Below are 14605 nucleotides of genomic sequence, written 5' to 3' on the forward strand. Positions count from 1 at the left end.
GCGTTATCGTTGCCTGGAACGTCCCCGCCTCAGATACGTCCCAAGGCCGTCAGGATAACCTGAGGCGTCAGTGGAATCTCGGTAATTATTGCGCCGATCGGCCGCAGCGCGTCATTGACCGCGTTGGCAACCGCGGCTGCCGCGCCGGCCGTCCCCGCCTCGCCCGCGCCTTTGGCTCCAAGCTCCGTTTCCTGCGTCGGAGACACCACGTGGCCGATCTCGATATCGGGCATCTCGCCGGACATCGGGACCAGATAGTCAGCCATATTGGCGTTGGTCAGCTGACCGCGCTCGTCATAGATGCATTTCTCGAACAGCGCCGCGCCTAGCCCCTGCACGACTCCGCCGCGGATCTGCTCGTCGACCAGTTGCGGGTTGATGATGGTGCCGCAATCTTCGACAACCCAATGCTTCAGCAGCGTCACGAACCCGGTGTCGGTGTCGACCTCAAGCCATGCGGCCTGAATACCGTTGGTGAATGCAAAGGGATATTGGCGCGGAACGAAATGCCGGGTCGCTATCAACTCGGGCTGGACGCCCGGCGGCAGGGTGTCCGGTCGGAAATAGACGATCCGCGCCAGTTCGTTCAGCTCGATGCGCGGCGCGCCGTCGTCGGCGTTGACGATGCGGTTGTCGACGATATCGAGCCCGGCCGGCGTCGATTGCAGGATGGCCGAAGCCACGTCCAGAATATTCCGGCGCAGGGCCTTGGCCGCCTGCAACGCGGCCTCGCCGCCGATGCCGGCGCCGCGCGAGGCCCAGGTGCCGCCGCCATAGGGCGTATTGTCGGTGTCGCCCAGGATCACCCGGACCCGCTCCATCGACACGCCAAGCACGCTGCCCACGATCTGGGCCGTCAGCGATTCCGACCCTTGCCCCTGTTCCGTGATGCTGGTCTGGCAGATCACCGAGCCCTGCGCGTCGAGCCGAACCGCAACGCCATCCTGCGACGAGATTTTCGCGCCGCCGACGCCGTAAAAGGCTGCACTCGGATTGGTCACTTCGATGAAGCTCGCTACTCCGATGCCGCGGTGAATGTTTCTCGCGCGCAAGGCCGCTTGCTCGGCTCGCAATGCGTCGTAGTCCATCATCTGCAGCAGCTTGGCCAACGAGGCGTGATGCGAAAGCTGCTCGAACTTCATTCCCGAGGGGGATGCACAGGGATAGGCATCGTCTGCGATCAGATTGCGCCGGCGGATTTCGACGGGGTCCATGCCGATCTTGGCTGCGGCCAGATCGACCAGGCCTTCGGTGACCGAACAGGCAATCGGGTGACCGACCGCCCGGTACTGACACATCACGTTCTTGTTCTGGAACACGACGCGCGCCCGCGCCCGATAGTTCGGGGTGGCATACGGCCCGCCGACCAGATTGACCACCTGGTTTGCCTCGATGGCGCTGGTGCGCGGATACATCGAATAGGGACCGATCCCCGTCAGGTCGTCGATCTCGAAGGCCGTGATCGTACCGTCCGGTCTGACACCGATCCGCCCCCTGCATCGATGATCGCGGGCGTGGATATCCGTGTTGAAGCTCTCGACGCGGTCGGCCACGAACTTGACCGGCCGCCGTAGCAGCTTGGACAGCGCGTAGGTCGCCATTTCGTCAGCATAAATATGAACCTTGATGCCGAACGAGCCGCCGACATCCTTGCACACCACCCGGACCTGCGCCTCCTTCAGCCCGAGATGCAGGGCCGCGATGTTCTGCACCATGTGGGGCGCCTGCGTGCCCTGATGGATCGTGAGCCGCGCCTCGGCTGCATTCCAATCGGCGACGACGGCGCGCGGTTCAAGCGTCACGCCGGTGTGGCGCCCGAATACGAAGTCGGCCTCGACGACCTCGGACGCCGACAATGCACTGTCGACATCGCCGACATTAAGGGTGCGCTCAAAGGCAAGATTGTCGCCGAGCGACGCGTGAATGACGGGCGTCGCCGGATCGAGCGCTACTCGCATGTCCGTGACCGCCTCGAGCTCCTCGTAGTCGACGGAAATGTGCTCCATGGCATCTTCGGCCGCAGCACGGCTGGTTGCCACAATCGCCGCGACGGCCTCACCCTGCCAGCAGACCCGATCGACCGCGATCGCGTGCTGCGGCGCCGACTTCAATCCCTTTAGATGCGAGAGCACGCCCACCCACGGCGTGATGACAGCTGCAAGTTCACGACCCGTGACAACGGAAATGACGCCGGGCATGCACTTGGCCGCGTCGACATTGATCGCCATGATCCTTGCGTGGGCGTGTGGCGAACGCAGGAAGACCACGTGCAACATCCGCGGCAATTCCAGGTCACTGACGTATCGTCCGCGCCCTTGCAGCAACCTGTCGAGGTTCGGCCGCGGCACCGTCTTGCCGATGTACGAGTTCGGGCGATCGAGCACCGAAAGTGCTTCTGTTGCCGCACGGGTCACCGTCATGCCGGCCGCTCCGCGCGCATTTTGGCTGTCGCGTCCACAGCGTCCACGATGGCTTGATATCCGGTACAGCGGCAATAATTGCCGGACAGATGCTCACGGATCGCTTGCCGATCAGGCGCTGGCGCATGCTTGAGCAGGTCCTGCGCCGTCATCAGCATTCCCGGCGTGCAATAGCCGCACTGCAATGCATTGCGCTCCCGAAACGCCGCCTGGAGATCGGCGATCTCACCGCTGTCGGACAGCCCCTCGATTGTCTCGACAGATGTGCCTTGCGCCTGGACCGTCAGCATCAGACAGGAGCGGACGATCTCGCCGTCGATCCGGACCGTGCACGCACCGCAGACGCCATGCTCGCAACCGACATGGGTTCCGGTCAGCTTCAGATTCTCCCTGAGAAAATCGGCGAGATTGAGCCGCGGCAGCACAACGGCATCGATGGGTTCGCCGTTGACCAGAAGCGAGACCGAAACCGGAGCGTTCACTTGGTCACTCCCGTGCCAGTTCGGGACGCCCGAGCAACGCGGCCACGCAGCGCCGGAGCAAGACTGTAGCGAGATGCCGGCGCATGGCCGCGGTGGCCTGCTGATCCTGCTGCGGATCGAGTTCATTGGTTAGCGCTGTCGCCGCCTCTGCGAGCACGGCGGAAGCCACGGATACATTGATCAGCTTGCCGGCGGCCGCCGCGAGCAGAGGCCGGTCGCCAACCGCGAAGAAGCCGAGACGAAGATCCGTGAACCTGCTAGCCGCAACAACAGCACGCGCGGCAAGACCAACGATGGCGTAGTCACCGTGCCGCCGCGCATACTCCTGAAAGAAGAACGTCGAGCCTTGGCTCGCGACCGGCACCTCGACCGCGACAAGCAACTCGTCCGGCGACAGCGCCGTTTCGTAGATTCCCTTGAAAAACTCCGTCGCGGCAATCCGGCGCTCGCCGGCCGGGCCGCGAACTACGATCGCGGCGTCAAGTGCGACGACACAGGCCGGCAGTTCCGATGCCGGATCGGCATGGGCGAGACTGCCGCCGATCGTTCCGCGATTACGAATGGCGGGATGGGCGATTTGGGCAACGGCATCCCGCAACAGCGGCGCATGCAGTGCAATCTCCGGCGATCTGAGCAGGTCGACATGCCGCGTCAGCGCGCCGACGATTAGTACATCCCCCCTCACGGCGATGCCACGTAACTCGCCGAGGCCGCCGATATCGACCAGAATGTCCGGGGAAAGGAGCCGCAGGTTCATCGCCGGCATCAGGCTCTGACCACCCGACAGAACCTTCGCCCTGTCGCCATGCGCAGCAAGCAACTCCAGCGCATTCACGACGCTGGTCGCGCGGGCGTAGGCAAAAGCCGCGGCTTTCATATGGGCGTGGCCTCCCGGGCCCAATTTGGTTTGCCCGATTAGAGGGCCGCCCTGTTCAAAGGTCAAGGTTGTTTATCGAGTGATTATTTGCGCGGCAGGGCTTGTCTTCACCTTGGGAAGGACGCAGGTTTCCTGCCAACTAAAGTTCAACACGCAGGGAGGCGGATATTGAAGCTCGGGTTCTTTACGATGCCGATCCATCCTCTCGACAAGGATTGGCGGCAATCGCTCCGGGAGGATCGTGAAGCCTTCCTGCTCGCGGATGAGCTCGGGTTCACGGAGGCATATGTCGGCGAGCATGTCACCGACAAAGCCGAGAACATCACGTCCAGCATCGCCTTCATTGCCTGGCTCGCAGCCGCAACCAAGCAGATCAAGCTTGGAACCGGCACCATCAACATGCCGAACACCCATCCAGCCGCAGCCGCCGCATCAGTCGCCATGCTCGATCACATGCTCGATGGCCGCTTCATACTTGGCATAAGCCCGGGCGGATTGCTGTCGGACGCTGAGGTTTTCGGCAATCTTGACGCCGACCGCAATGCGATGTTCCTCGAGGCGATCAATCAAGTTCTCGATATCTGGGCCGGCAAGCCGCCCTATGATTTGCAGGGCAAGTATTGGAACGTCTCGGTCAAGAGAACTCTGATCGAGGATATCGGCCAGGGATTCGTAGCGCGCCCCTTGCAGACCCCTCACCCGCCGATCGTGGTGACCGCGGTCGCGCCGTTCTCAAGGGGCGTCACAGAGGCTGCGGCGCGCGGCTGGGATCCGATCTCGGCAAACTTCCTGATGCCTGCCTGGGTCAAGAGTCACTGGCCCAAATACGTCGAGGGGTGCGAGCGAGTGAATCGGACGGCCGACACCGCCAATTGGCGCGTCGCCAAGAGCGTGTTCGTGGCAAAGGATGCAGCAACCGCGAAGGCTTATGCCACGTCGCCCGACAGTCCCTACGTGTACTATTATCACCAACTGTTCACGAAGCTGAAGCGCGGCGGCCGGCTCGAGCTGTTCAAGACGCGACGAGACCAACCTGACGCCGAGGTTACGCTGGAGGCGATCTGCGACAAGCTGATTATTTATGGCACGCCCGACAGCGTGGCCGACCAGTTGCTGGCGTTCCAGGAAGAAACCGGCCCGTTCGGAACCCTGCTCTATGCCGGCAAGGACTGGAAGGATCGCGAGCTGGGCCGTCAGTCGATGATCCTGATGGCCGAGAAGGTCTTGCCGCGGATCAATGCCGCAAGTACCGGATCATCGACGTGATCTAGGGAGTTTCGACATGGCCTTTACCGATCGCATTCCGTACCAGGCGCAGGTCGATAGGCCGAAACTGACCTTGCCCGACGGCAAGAAGCTTGCCGTCTGGGTCATCGTCAATGTCGAGGAATGGCGCATCGGGAATGCGATGCCGCGTACCGTGCTGAGCCCACCGATGGGCCAACCGCTGCTGCCCGACGTGCCGAACTGGTCGTGGCATGAATACGGCATGCGTGCCGGCTTCTGGCGGCAATTCAAGGCCCTCACCGACCGAAAGATACCGGTGACGCTGGCCGCGAACGCCAACGTTTGCAACAGCTATCCGCGGGTGGCGTCGGCGGCGCTCGAGGCAGGTTTCGAATTCATGGGACATGGATTTATCCAGGGCCCTATGCACAAGGTCGAGAACCAAGCGGATGCAATCAAGCGTGCGGTCGACACCATTGCGGGATTTACCGGCAAGCCACCGCGATCGTGGGAAAGCCCGGGCCTGACCGAGACCGAAGAAACGCTCGATCTGCTGCGCCTCAACGGGATCGAATACGTGGCCGATTGGGTGATCGACGATCTACCCCAGGATATCGCCACGCCGCACGGAACCGTGACCACGATTCCCTATTCCGTCGAGACCAACGACATTGTCATTCACGCGTTGCAGCATCTTCCGTCGGAACAATTCCTGACGCGCTGCACCGACCAGTTCGATCGGCTTTACCTCGAAGGCGCAGAGAATGCGCGGATCATGGCAATCTCGGTGCACCCCTACATCACGGGAGTACCGCATCGAATCAAGTACCTGGAGGCCTTGCTCGATTACGTGACCAGCCATGACGGCGTCGCACTCATGACGGCGAGCGACATTGGAGATTGGTATCGGAGGCAGACGGCGCAAAAGTAGCGCGGCTCAGCCGACGACCTTGATCGGCGCCCGTCGGCGATCAGTTGCGCTCTCCGCCATCCTTTCAAATCCCGCGAGAAAGATGTCCAGCGCGTCACTGATCATCTGAGCCTTGTCGTCGAGGACCGGCGCTTCGTAGATGTACTTGCGCACCCCGTAATAGAAGATGCCGCCGTGAAAAACCCAGGCTAGTTCCAGCTCGGCGGCGCTCGGTCTGCTCTGCGTCGCGAGCCCGGCGTCGTGGCGGCATTCCCTGAGAATGCGGGTCAGGATCTTGTCCTTGACCATGCCGACATACCAGCGATTGATATCGAGCCCCTTCAGGCCAGAGTAGAGATAGATTCTCAGCCATTTTCGGTTGAAGATTGCGTCCGTGTAGATCTCGTAAAATTCCTGAAGCCGCACGCGGAGCGGACGTGACCGATCCGACAGCAACTTCTCCCAGCCGATTTCAAGGGGTTCGAGATATACCTTGCGATAGACCTCCTTGATGAGATCGTCCTTGCTCGGAAAGTAACGATAAAGCAACGGCTGCGTCACACCGAGCTTGCGGGCGAGCGCACGCGTGCCGCCGCCAAATCCCTCCTCCGCAAACAGCTCGGTTGCCTTGGTGACGAACTCACTCCGACGATCGTCGGCCGATAGCCGCTTCTGCTTGGCACGAGCTCGCTTGACGGGCGTCTTTCGATTCATGATGCCTTGTCACCATCGTCAGCCAGGAACCGGCCAAAGCCTCCCCGCGCGAACAACAGCGGATTGTTCCGATTATAGGCGTAGGCTTCCACCGCCCCCAGGAAAATGACGTGATCTCCGCCGTAGTAACGGTTGGCGGCACGGCACTGGAAGTTTGCGACCACGTCGGCAAGCACCGGAGCGTTCCCGAGACCTGCTGTCCAGCTCACACCTGCAAACTTATCGCCCGACGATCTGGCAAACTGCATTGCCAGCGCCTGCTGCGAGGCGTCAAGCACGTTAACGGCAAAATGGCTGGCATTCTGGAAGATGGGCAACCCCTGCGAAAACATGCCCAGGCTCCACAGCACGAGAGGCGGGTTGAGCGATACCGACGCAAAGGAATTGCATGTAATTCCGTACGGCCGTCCTTCGGCCGACATCGCGGTGACGATCGTCACCCCGGTCGCAAATGTACCGAGCGCATTGCGGAAGTCACGAGGATCGATTGTCGAACTGTCGCTGGCGAACTCGCTGGCCGGATCCGGCGGATGTTTGGGTGAGTCAGACATCCGGCTCGCCTCAAAGGGTCAGGTTTTCAGACGGCAGCCCAAGAGCTACCCGTCCGTAATTGGTGCCCGCCGCGTCGAAATTGAAGGCGAGATGCGAGTTCACCGCATGCGCATCGCGGAACTGGCGCTGCAACGCTCCTGAGGTGAACAGGCTGCGCGCCCCGCTCGCCGCGAACAGAAGAGAGACCGCTTCGGTGCACAGATTGACCGCGAACGCGCCGTCGCGCCGGAGCTTCGTCTTCGCCGCAATACCGGGGATATCGCCACGCCGGACCTCCGTCAGCACCTCAACGCAGTTGGTGCGCATGATCAGCCGCGCGGCATCTACCTTCGCCGACGCCTCGGCGATCTTGATCTGTGTGCTCTGCAGGTCCCCGATCTTGGCCCGATTATACGTCGACGCGCGGTGTCGCGCGATCTCGACATAATCGTCAAGGCAGGCCTGGGCATTCCCCAGCCCGACCCCGGACAACACATAGGGAAACAACGAAAATACCGGAAGCATATAGAGCGCGTTCGGATTGACGACGCTGCCTGGCGTTGCACCACCCGCAAGATCGCTGACGGCGACTGTCATATGCTCGGGAACGAATGCGTCCGTTACGCGAACATCGTTCGATCCCGTTCCGCGCAGACCAGCCGCATTCCATGTATCGTCGATGCTGTAGTCCCGCCTGTTCAACAGGAACAGCCGATACTCGACACCGTCGGCTTCATCATCCGAGGCCACCACGCTCGCGAGCATGTTCCATCCACATGCTTCCACCCCGGATGAGAACGGCCAATGGCCGCTCAGCACATATCCGCCATTTGTCTTCCTGGCGCGACCGGCCGGGAAAACAAAGGAAGATGCGATCAGCGCATCTGGATTCTCGCCCCACACCGCGCTCTGCGCCTCCGGTGCAAACATCCCCAGCATCCAGTGGTGACTGGCAAGATTGGCAAAATTCCAGGAAACCGAAGCGTCACCCTGCCCCAGGGCATCAGCGCAATCGACCAAGGCAACATAGTCGAGTTCGCTCCCGCCGACGCGCTTGGGCTGCAGGATCCGAAAAAGTCCGCTATCGTGCAGATTCCGCTCGGTCTCCGGTGGCAAGCGACGCAGCTCTTCGGTCCGCGACGCTCGCTCACGCAGGGCCGGAACAAGCGCCCTGGCTCGCGCGACCATGACCGAATAGCGATCCATATCTGGGCCTGGCGGCACCTTGGCGTCGAGCCCACGCTCAACCTCAACCATGGTCTCTTCCTTCGTTCGATCTCCAAGACATTTGAACGTACGATCGAGCCATCTGGCTTAGTTTATCGATCGATCACCAGAGATCAAGGCTCGCAAGTTTGTGGGCCCGCGAATTTCAGCGCTCCGGGACCATGACTGCCGAAGGCGCCCATCGGAGGGACCGCTTCCAGGAAACACAAAAGCGCCCGGTGGCTATTCGTCCACCGGGCGCTCTACGTCGTCGAAATGCTGGCGATAGCTCACCCCATCTCGCCGGATTCTAGACCAGTTCCTTACGCCAATACAGCGTGTGCTGCCATGCCCAAGGTGAGACAGGCTCGAACAGCCGATAGCCTAGCCGGATAAAGTTATTCGCAGAGATCCGATTATCGGTCGTGTCCGAGACGATCGCGTTCCAGCCGGCGCGCCGCGCTCGCGCTTCCAGCGCGCGAGTAAGCCGCACCTGCAAGCCGTGGCCGCAATGCGGCATCGCGACGCCAACGCGGCACAAATATCCAGCATTAGTGACATGGGTTGATGGAATGACGCCCGCGAACGCGATCGGCTTCGATCCCCTGAAAGCGAGCCACCAATATCCTTGCTCGAAGTCCGGTGCACGGGTCCCATCGCAGAATATCAGTTGATGGAGCTCGGCGAGCGAGTCGGCAATTTCCTCGTCCTGCGCGTCAACCTCACGGATCCGATACATTCCTGCGCCTCGAGAGTTCATTGTTTGCCAAAGTCCCCGGGTCCATGCCCTGGACATCAATTCGCCCGCGCCAGGGGCGAAGCTGGTCACTTTCCGAGCGTTGCCTTGATGCCCAGCCAAACAGCTCCGAGAAAGCCAGTAGCGATCACGGTGATGACCGCCTTGAACGTATAACTTTGGGCCTGCTCGACGCTCCGTCGCCACCGCCGCAGATGCTGAAAATCTGCGCGCAGCTCGCGCCTATCGCCCTCCTCGAAGCCGAATGAGGTCAAGACAGTTGCAATGGTCTTGACAACAACAGCGTCGATGTCGCTCCGCCGTACCCGGTCTTGTTCGATCAGCGTTTCCATCACGATTGCTTTGATATCGGCTTCCTGCATTGGATCACCTTCGTATGATGCGGGCGACATTCTCAAACGTGCGCTTTCCGAAATAGAAGCCCATGATCATGCCAGCCCATGTGCTTACGTCTCCCGCAAGTTGCGGCGTCGTCCCAAACCCAAGGACTTTGTCCCAGACCACGCATTTTCCCGATCCCCGGCCGCCGAACGCCCCCTTGTAGCGCGCGGGCTGCAACAGCGGCTCGAACACTTTTGCGGTTGGAATTTTCAGGATCGACAAGGCTACTCTCGATAGGCAAAGCGGCTCGCGCGCCGGGCGGGTGTGTTCGCGATCCCTGAAGATCGTCGGCCGTGGACTGTCACTGACGAGGACGCGGCCGGATCAGGCCGGCAAGCCAGTCATTGAAATCCGTCTCCGGAACATCGGAATTGTCCGGAAGGACAAACACGGACGGCGGCAAATATCGCATAGGCTGCCCGCTGGGCGGGCTCAGCCGTCTCGTCGCCGCATAGAGTGCCTGTGCTTGAGCATGGTCGAGCAGGCCGCGAAATTCTCTCCGTATCCGATCAACAAAAGCGACCCCGATAGCGGTCTGGGTTCGCGATGATGTGATTGAACGTATCGGAGGGATCCTCGACGAAGCGGCTTTAGCGATCCGCCGAATGGGACGGCCTGCGGCCGCAGCTTTCAAGTATCCTCGCCCTCAACCTCCTGCGGCTCCACGATAATTCTCTCGATGCGGTGCACAAGCTCGAGTGCTCCATCACCATTCTCGATTGCCTGTGGCGCTTTGCCCCAACCGCGATCGAGGATGGCGTTGGCTGCCGAGACGCGGGCAGCCGGTGTTGCGCTCGTGGACCGCATCACGCCGACCAACACGTTGATCGCGCTTCTCGTGTGACTCCTCGCAAGCGAACGGATTTGCGTAATCGTCTTCGCCACCTCACTTCTCCTGCCAATCGGACGGGAGGTATTCGCTCGGAGCCGTGTCCGCGTGATCCGGTTCGGGGCGGGGCAGTGCCGATCGGAATGTAGTCGTCGGAAAATCCGTCTGCTCGCGATCCCGGCGCGGGCGCGGAATGAACTGGATGATCTCGGCGCTCATGCCGCCTCCAACAATGCAATGGCGATCAGACATACGAGCGCGAGCGATATGAGATAGGCGGTCATGAAACCTCGTTGATCGGCCATCCGCGCGCGATACGGCCATGGAATGAATGTGCGGCAGATCGCGCAGCGGGCGACGATCTTTGGGGCGCGAACCTTATCCCTGACGAGTGGGGCCGCGGGCGGCGCCGGCTTTCGCCGCGCCGCAGGACCGGTGCGTTCGCGCGCACCGGCCAATTTCGTGCTCGTTTCAAAAAGGGTTCGGACGGCGGCGCGCTGACGACGCTCAGGCGACGGGCTGGGAGGATGTGGCGTCGTGACGTTGCGGCCGCCGTCCGATTGATGAAACGGCAAACAAAAAGCCCGCCGCGGATTGCTCCGCGCGGGCTCAACAATTTCTGATTTTCGGATTATGCTCCTGAGTTGCCCGACGTGTCAACCGTTTTTGCAATCTGAATGCGATCGGTAAAATTGGACGCGTCGGCTTCGACGGTGAGAAACCGCCTTGAGTGAAAGTCCGCGCGTGATCTGGAATCGCAAGACGAACCGGCGTCGAGCGCCTTATGCTCGTTGCGATGATGTCAGTGTGCCGCTGATTTGCCCGACGCGTCAAGCGGACGATTGGCTCACAATGTTTGTACCGACATCAGGACAGTTTTGGCTCGTGTCAGTCAACCGACCCGCGCCGCCGTTAGATTGCAAGGAGGAAGCGTCGATGTATTTCGTTGCTGCCGTGCTCGCGGTCCTGTCCGGCCTGTTCTATGCCGCGGGCCATCATCAGATCGGCTCGATCGGTGCTACCATGTGCCAATATGGCGGCATCTTCTGCGACAGTCCCGTGCTGGTTCTCGTCGGTGCGGGCTTCGCCGCCGCGTGGGGCATGCTCGTCAGCGTGCGCTGATCATCCGCGCGAACGCCCCGTCTATTGCGGCGGGATCGGATTTGCCGGTTGAGCGGGGCCTTGGGCCGGGCGGTGCCGGCTCAATCGGTGCCTTGGGCTCGGTCGGCATCACCTTCGCGCCAGCCGCACGTGCTGCCTCGCCGGTCGTTGAATAATTCGCGGAAGCGGCTGGCTGCACTTTCGGTTTATTCCAAGGACCGTGGTCGACGACCAGCATACCCAGCACGCCGAGGATCGCAACGACGGCCGCAACCAGCAGCGGCGTACCGCCATGCCGATCTCGATGCTTGACCGAACGGCCTTCGGTTATGCCATGCGCCTGCATTGTCATCCCGTCTCCTCCAGGGAGACAAACCGCGACCGGCGCGCAAGTTTCCGGTTCCGTGATGAGAAAGCGAGGTGTGCCGGCGGAACCAATCCACAGCTACCGAATTTCCACGATAAGTGGCTGCCAGCATGCTCACGTGCCGACGGTCGCCTCGCCCTCAGTGAAATCGCGGCACGGCATATGAGCCAGGAAACACCCGAGTCCCCGCTGCAGCCTACGCTCGGTGAACGAGCGATCGACACCGCGACCGACGTTTCGCGCACCATCACGGAGGTGTCGGACGGACTTCGCGCGGCCGCCGATCGCCTCAGCGCGGCGATCGCAACCTCGCGCCGGCCGGGCGGTGCCCTGGCCACGGTGAGTGCGGTCACCCGGGAGGCACCGCTCGCAAGCCTGTTCGTCGCGTTTCTGCTCGGCGTTGCGGTCGCGCGCCGCCGCTAGACGTCGAAGCGCCGCGAAGGCCGCGCTAGAACTTGCCCTTTGTCGCGTCCTTGGTTGCGGACATCATGCTTCCGCTGATCTGGCGCATATGTTCACCGGCATTGGTGAACTGACTGCGCAGGAATTCGGACTGAATCCGCATCGCCTCCTGCAGATCGGTCGCGTGCACGAGCTTGCGCGCATGCTCGAACGCCGCCTTCATGTTCTGCTCGGTGAACGATAGCGCCTGTTTGGAAATCTCGGTGCCGGTGCCCGGCATCGTCGTCATCGACTTGCTCGCGGCATCGAAGAACAGGCTGAAGGCCTGTTCGGCCTGGTCGATGGTCTTTTCCGCGAGATCGCGCAACTCGGCGGGAACTTCAAGCTTCGGCTCAATCATGATCGCGCCCCCTGAAATAAGCGTCGACCGACGTTAGCATAGATTGTAACGGCGTCAGCGCCGTATCGCCAGCCCATGACGGGCCCAGATCACTCCGACAGCCGAGGAAAGAATACCTAGCCGCGGCCGAACTGCACCATCAGCCGATTCCAATCATGTCAGCACTGTGGCATAGTGATTCGGGCTCTTCGTTGGTCGCGTTCGCGTCTCTTGTCGCGTCTCTTGGGGAACAAGGGGATTCGATGCTGCGCGCGGTTCGTCCGACACCGACCTGCACCCGGTTCAAGACCAGCATAGAAATGCTGTGCATGAAGTGCGGCACGCAGATGCGGCTCGCCTTGATCGAGCCGCGCGACCAAGTCTATGACGTGCTGATCTATCAGTGCACGCCCTGCAATTCCGGCGAAAGCTTCCTGAACGCGCGCTAGGCTATCGGCCCGCTCAGTCGCCCAGCACCGCGGCTCCCGCCTTGGTCAGCGCAGGCTCGTCGTCATGCAATTCGACCAGACCGAGCTCGATGAGGATCTCCAGATCCTCGTCGCTGACCGGTGACAATTGGAGCCTGCGGGCCTGGATATCGCGAAGGGTCCAGCGCAAGCCGATGGCGCGTTCAAGTGAGAACTCAGCGAATGGATTATCTGCCATTCACCTCGACTAGTGCTGCATTTGGATCAGACTTTGTCTTTGCCGCGGCGGCTTCATGGACGGCACAGATTGACGGCGAGCTGGCGCGATCAGGGTGCCCAGCACCCTGGTCGCGTCATCGCTGCACAGGTCGCTTGCTGCCGCTCAGTAGCGGTAGGGGTCGATATCGAGCAGCGGGAATGCGCTGAACACGCCCGGCAGGTTGGTCGGCATCGCCGGATGCAGATACGACTTGTCCAGTTCGGCGAAGCTGGTGACGCCGAGCAGACCGAGGCAGCGGATCACCTCGTCTTCCAGCAATTCAAGCATCCGGACGATGCCCGCCTCGCCGGCCGCGGCCAGCGCCCAGCATTGCAGGCGGCCGATCCCAACAAGGTCGGCGCCCGAGACGATGGCCTTCACGATGTCGGTGCCGCGGCAGATCGAGCCGTCGACCATGATCTTGGCACGGCCGGCGACAGCCTGAACGATCTCGGGCAGGACATGCATGGACCCGCGGCCGTGGTCGAGCTGCCGTCCGCCGTGATTTGAGACGTAGATCCAGTCGACCCCGTGATCGAGGGCGATCCTGGCGTCTTCGGCGGTGGCTATACCCTTGAGGATCAGTGGAATCTTGAGCTTGTCCTTGATCAGCTTCACCGTCCGCCATTCCAGACCTTTCTGGAAATCGCCGCCGGTGGCGCGGATGCGGCTTTCGCGGACATAGCGCTTGGCGATGTCGCGCTCACGCCGGCTGTAATGGGCGGTGTCCACGGTGAGGCAGAATGCGGCGTAACCGTTGTCGATGGTACGGCTGACCACATCCTCGACAAAGGCATCATCGCCGCGAACGTAGAGCTGGAAGATGCGCAAGGCGTCGGGTGCCGCCTTGGCGGTGTTCTCCAGTCCAGGCTCGGACACCGAGCTCAGCATATGCGCTGCGCCGAACGTTCCCGCTCCGCGCGCGACGGCCGCGCCGGCATCCGGATCGAAGATCTCGAGGGCGCCGACCGGGGCGATCATCACCGGAAGTCGGAGCTTGCGTCCGAACACCTCGGTGGAAGGATCGACATTGATGACGTTGCGCAGCACGCGCGGCCGGAACGCGATCTCGTCGAGCGCCATTCTGTTGCGGCGCATCGTGGTCTCGGTCTCCGAGGCGCCGACAATGTAGTCCCAGGCGTTCTGGTTCAGCTTGGCGCGGGCCTTTCGCGCGAATTCGTGCAGGTTCTGGAATTCCTCGCCGCTGGCGCCGAGTTCGACATTGCGCGCCTGCCGAATGGGGGTCCCGTCATTCATGGTGTTTCTTCTCCCGATTTGGCCGGCACATTAGCCGCAGACAAACCGGAAAAGCTACCACCTTGGACCACCAATTCG

20 protein-coding genes are annotated in these 14605 nt (G+C 61.7%); 5 read left to right on the forward strand and 15 right to left on the reverse strand.

The features are described from left to right. Nucleotides 1–29: 29 nt before the first annotated feature. The 3 genes from ACVILL_RS00440 to ACVILL_RS00450 are packed head-to-tail and all read right to left on the reverse strand — an operon-like array spanning nt 30 to nt 3779. Nucleotides 30–2420: a xanthine dehydrogenase family protein molybdopterin-binding subunit gene (locus ACVILL_RS00440; RefSeq protein WP_456727328.1), complete on the reverse strand. Its 2391-nt coding sequence runs from the start codon at nt 2418–2420 to the stop codon at nt 30–32. After that, complete coding sequence (locus ACVILL_RS00445) at nt 2417–2902, reverse strand: (2Fe-2S)-binding protein (protein WP_456727329.1); 486 nt, start codon at nt 2900–2902, stop codon at nt 2417–2419. The genes ACVILL_RS00440 and ACVILL_RS00445 overlap by 4 nt, the downstream gene beginning before the upstream one ends. A gap of 4 nt (nt 2903–2906) precedes the next feature. Continuing rightward, on the reverse strand, nt 2907–3779 hold the full coding sequence (locus ACVILL_RS00450; RefSeq protein ID WP_456727330.1) for an FAD binding domain-containing protein: 873 nt from the start codon (nt 3777–3779) through the stop codon (nt 2907–2909). Nucleotides 3780–3947: 168 nt separating this feature from the next. On the opposite strand from ACVILL_RS00450, the gene ACVILL_RS00455 reads away from it, so the two are divergent. Together ACVILL_RS00455 and ACVILL_RS00460 are read left to right on the forward strand one after the other, a co-directional pair. Continuing rightward, nucleotides 3948–5045 carry an LLM class flavin-dependent oxidoreductase gene (locus ACVILL_RS00455; RefSeq protein ID WP_456727331.1) on the forward strand — a complete coding sequence of 366 codons (1098 nt, stop codon included), beginning with the start codon at nt 3948–3950 and terminating at the stop codon, nt 5043–5045. 16 nt (nt 5046–5061) lie between these two features. Then, complete coding sequence (locus ACVILL_RS00460; protein ID WP_456727332.1) at nt 5062–5937, forward strand: polysaccharide deacetylase family protein; 876 nt, start codon at nt 5062–5064, stop codon at nt 5935–5937. A 6-nt stretch (nt 5938–5943) separates the two neighbouring features. Here ACVILL_RS00460 and ACVILL_RS00465 read toward each other — a convergent pair whose 3' ends face one another. The 8 genes from ACVILL_RS00465 to ACVILL_RS00500 all read right to left on the reverse strand — a co-directional run bounded on the left by ACVILL_RS00465 (nt 5944) and on the right by ACVILL_RS00500 (nt 10553). Beyond that, the gene (locus ACVILL_RS00465) at nt 5944–6630 is read right to left on the reverse strand and encodes a TetR/AcrR family transcriptional regulator (protein ID WP_456727333.1); all 687 of its coding nucleotides are present in this window, start codon (nt 6628–6630) and stop codon (nt 5944–5946) included. Beyond that, on the reverse strand, nt 6627–7181 hold the full coding sequence (locus ACVILL_RS00470) for a flavin reductase family protein (protein ID WP_456727334.1): 555 nt from the start codon (nt 7179–7181) through the stop codon (nt 6627–6629). Before ACVILL_RS00470 ends, ACVILL_RS00465 begins: the two co-directional genes overlap by 4 nt. 10 nt (nt 7182–7191) lie before the next feature. Beyond that, nucleotides 7192–8367 carry an acyl-CoA dehydrogenase family protein gene (locus tag ACVILL_RS00475; protein ID WP_456734131.1) on the reverse strand — a complete coding sequence of 392 codons (1176 nt, stop codon included), beginning with the start codon at nt 8365–8367 and terminating at the stop codon, nt 7192–7194. Between the two features lie 310 nt (nt 8368–8677). Further along, nucleotides 8678–9106 carry a GNAT family N-acetyltransferase gene (locus ACVILL_RS00480; protein WP_456727335.1) on the reverse strand — a complete coding sequence of 143 codons (429 nt, stop codon included), beginning with the start codon at nt 9104–9106 and terminating at the stop codon, nt 8678–8680. 86 nt (nt 9107–9192) lie between these two features. After that, the gene (locus ACVILL_RS00485; RefSeq protein WP_456727336.1) at nt 9193–9486 is read right to left on the reverse strand and encodes a hypothetical protein; all 294 of its coding nucleotides are present in this window, start codon (nt 9484–9486) and stop codon (nt 9193–9195) included. 4 nt (nt 9487–9490) lie between these two features. After that, the gene (locus ACVILL_RS00490; protein ID WP_456727337.1) at nt 9491–9727 is read right to left on the reverse strand and encodes a hypothetical protein; all 237 of its coding nucleotides are present in this window, start codon (nt 9725–9727) and stop codon (nt 9491–9493) included. 408 nt (nt 9728–10135) lie between these two features. Further along, nucleotides 10136–10390, reverse strand: a complete 255-nt coding sequence (locus ACVILL_RS00495; protein WP_456727338.1) for a hypothetical protein — start codon at nt 10388–10390, stop codon at nt 10136–10138. Nucleotide 10391: 1 nt separating this feature from the next. Beyond that, nucleotides 10392–10553, reverse strand: a complete 162-nt coding sequence (locus tag ACVILL_RS00500) for a hypothetical protein (protein ID WP_456727339.1) — start codon at nt 10551–10553, stop codon at nt 10392–10394. Nucleotides 10554–11270: 717 nt separating this feature from the next. On the opposite strand from ACVILL_RS00500, the gene ACVILL_RS00505 reads away from it, so the two are divergent. Then, entirely contained in the window at nt 11271–11456 is a 186-nt protein-coding gene (locus ACVILL_RS00505) for a hypothetical protein (protein ID WP_074125408.1), read from the forward strand. Here the strand turns inward: ACVILL_RS00505 and ACVILL_RS00510 are convergent. Continuing rightward, nucleotides 11443–11787 carry a hypothetical protein gene (locus ACVILL_RS00510; protein WP_456727340.1) on the reverse strand — a complete coding sequence of 115 codons (345 nt, stop codon included), beginning with the start codon at nt 11785–11787 and terminating at the stop codon, nt 11443–11445. The genes ACVILL_RS00505 and ACVILL_RS00510 overlap by 14 nt on opposite strands. Before the next feature lie 177 nt (nt 11788–11964). On the opposite strand from ACVILL_RS00510, the gene ACVILL_RS00515 reads away from it, so the two are divergent. Next, complete coding sequence (locus ACVILL_RS00515) at nt 11965–12225, forward strand: hypothetical protein (RefSeq protein WP_456727341.1); 261 nt, start codon at nt 11965–11967, stop codon at nt 12223–12225. A 25-nt stretch (nt 12226–12250) separates the two neighbouring features. On the opposite strand, the gene ACVILL_RS00520 is transcribed toward ACVILL_RS00515, so the two are convergent. Beyond that, a complete protein-coding gene (locus tag ACVILL_RS00520) occupies nt 12251–12604 on the reverse strand; it encodes a phasin (RefSeq protein ID WP_456727342.1) in 354 nt (117 codons plus the stop codon). A 242-nt stretch (nt 12605–12846) separates the two neighbouring features. On the opposite strand from ACVILL_RS00520, the gene ACVILL_RS00525 reads away from it, so the two are divergent. After that, the gene (locus ACVILL_RS00525; protein WP_456727343.1) at nt 12847–13032 is read left to right on the forward strand and encodes a hypothetical protein; all 186 of its coding nucleotides are present in this window, start codon (nt 12847–12849) and stop codon (nt 13030–13032) included. A gap of 13 nt (nt 13033–13045) precedes the next feature. Here the strand turns inward: ACVILL_RS00525 and ACVILL_RS00530 are convergent, their stop codons facing one another. Beyond that, nucleotides 13046–13201 (reverse strand): hypothetical protein, encoded by a 156-nt coding sequence (locus ACVILL_RS00530; RefSeq protein ID WP_456727344.1) that lies wholly within the window; start codon nt 13199–13201, stop codon nt 13046–13048. 192 nt (nt 13202–13393) lie between these two features. Then, nucleotides 13394–14527 carry an alpha-hydroxy acid oxidase gene (locus ACVILL_RS00535; RefSeq protein ID WP_456727345.1) on the reverse strand — a complete coding sequence of 378 codons (1134 nt, stop codon included), beginning with the start codon at nt 14525–14527 and terminating at the stop codon, nt 13394–13396. Nucleotides 14528–14605 lie beyond the last annotated feature (78 nt).

This window comes from Bradyrhizobium sp. USDA 3364 (genome assembly GCF_054056355.1).

Bases quoted from the DNA above. Each gene is read 5' to 3' on its own strand.
- ACVILL_RS00440 (WP_456727328.1), bottom strand. From the start codon at position 2,420: ATGACGGTGACCCGTGCGGCAACAGAAGCACTTTCGGTGCTCGATCGC.
- ACVILL_RS00450 (WP_456727330.1), bottom strand. From the start codon at position 3,779: ATGAAAGCCGCGGCTTTTGCCTACGCCCGCGCGACCAGCGTCGTGAAT.
- ACVILL_RS00460 (WP_456727332.1), top strand. From the start codon at position 5,062: ATGGCCTTTACCGATCGCATTCCGTACCAGGCGCAGGTCGATAGGCCG.
- ACVILL_RS00465 (WP_456727333.1), bottom strand. From the start codon at position 6,630: ATGAATCGAAAGACGCCCGTCAAGCGAGCTCGTGCCAAGCAGAAGCGG.
- ACVILL_RS00470 (WP_456727334.1), bottom strand. From the start codon at position 7,181: ATGTCTGACTCACCCAAACATCCGCCGGATCCGGCCAGCGAGTTCGCC.
- ACVILL_RS00475 (WP_456734131.1), bottom strand. From the start codon at position 8,367: ATGGATCGCTATTCGGTCATGGTCGCGCGAGCCAGGGCGCTTGTTCCG.
- ACVILL_RS00480 (WP_456727335.1), bottom strand. From the start codon at position 9,106: ATGTATCGGATCCGTGAGGTTGACGCGCAGGACGAGGAAATTGCCGAC.
- ACVILL_RS00485 (WP_456727336.1), bottom strand. From the start codon at position 9,486: ATGCAGGAAGCCGATATCAAAGCAATCGTGATGGAAACGCTGATCGAA.
- ACVILL_RS00500 (WP_456727339.1), bottom strand. From the start codon at position 10,553: ATGAGCGCCGAGATCATCCAGTTCATTCCGCGCCCGCGCCGGGATCGC.
- ACVILL_RS00505 (WP_074125408.1), top strand. From the start codon at position 11,271: ATGTATTTCGTTGCTGCCGTGCTCGCGGTCCTGTCCGGCCTGTTCTAT.
- ACVILL_RS00510 (WP_456727340.1), bottom strand. From the start codon at position 11,787: ATGACAATGCAGGCGCATGGCATAACCGAAGGCCGTTCGGTCAAGCAT.
- ACVILL_RS00515 (WP_456727341.1), top strand. From the start codon at position 11,965: ATGAGCCAGGAAACACCCGAGTCCCCGCTGCAGCCTACGCTCGGTGAA.
- ACVILL_RS00520 (WP_456727342.1), bottom strand. From the start codon at position 12,604: ATGATTGAGCCGAAGCTTGAAGTTCCCGCCGAGTTGCGCGATCTCGCG.
- ACVILL_RS00525 (WP_456727343.1), top strand. From the start codon at position 12,847: ATGCTGCGCGCGGTTCGTCCGACACCGACCTGCACCCGGTTCAAGACC.
- ACVILL_RS00535 (WP_456727345.1), bottom strand. From the start codon at position 14,527: ATGAATGACGGGACCCCCATTCGGCAGGCGCGCAATGTCGAACTCGGC.